At 72.4% G+C, this 275-nt stretch carries 1 protein-coding gene; it reads left to right on the top strand.

Annotation, left to right across the window (positions count from 1 at the left end):
- Nucleotides 1–31: 31 nt before the first annotated feature.
- Nucleotides 32–275: carbohydrate kinase family protein (locus SB717_RS35625; protein WP_410907666.1), on the top strand; the 244-nt coding region annotated here is incomplete at its 3' end.

The raw sequence follows: 275 nt of genomic DNA, 5'->3' as shown, positions 1-275 counted from the left end.
GGAGCGGGACGCGCTTCCCGTCTCGGAGGCCATGATCGCCGCCATCGACGTGCTCTACCTGGACGGCTATCACCTCGATGCCGGCCTCCCCGCGGCGCGGATGGCGTCACGCCTGGGCAAGCGCATCGTCTCCGACCTGGAAGTGGTGGATGAGCAGGCGCGGGAACTGCTGCCGCTCGTGACCGAGCTCGTGGCGCCGGCGGCCGTGATCCGGGAGCTCGCCGGCGGCGGCGACACGAGCGAGGCCGTGGCGAAGGTCGCCGAGCATGGTCCCC

The organism is Priestia sp. SIMBA_032 (assembly GCF_046535215.1).
Taxonomy (GTDB): Bacteria; Bacillota; Bacilli; order Bacillales; family Bacillaceae_H; genus Priestia; species Priestia aryabhattai.
Note: the sequence above shows the minus strand (reverse complement) of the source record. Positions and strands in the feature narration are given on the sequence as shown.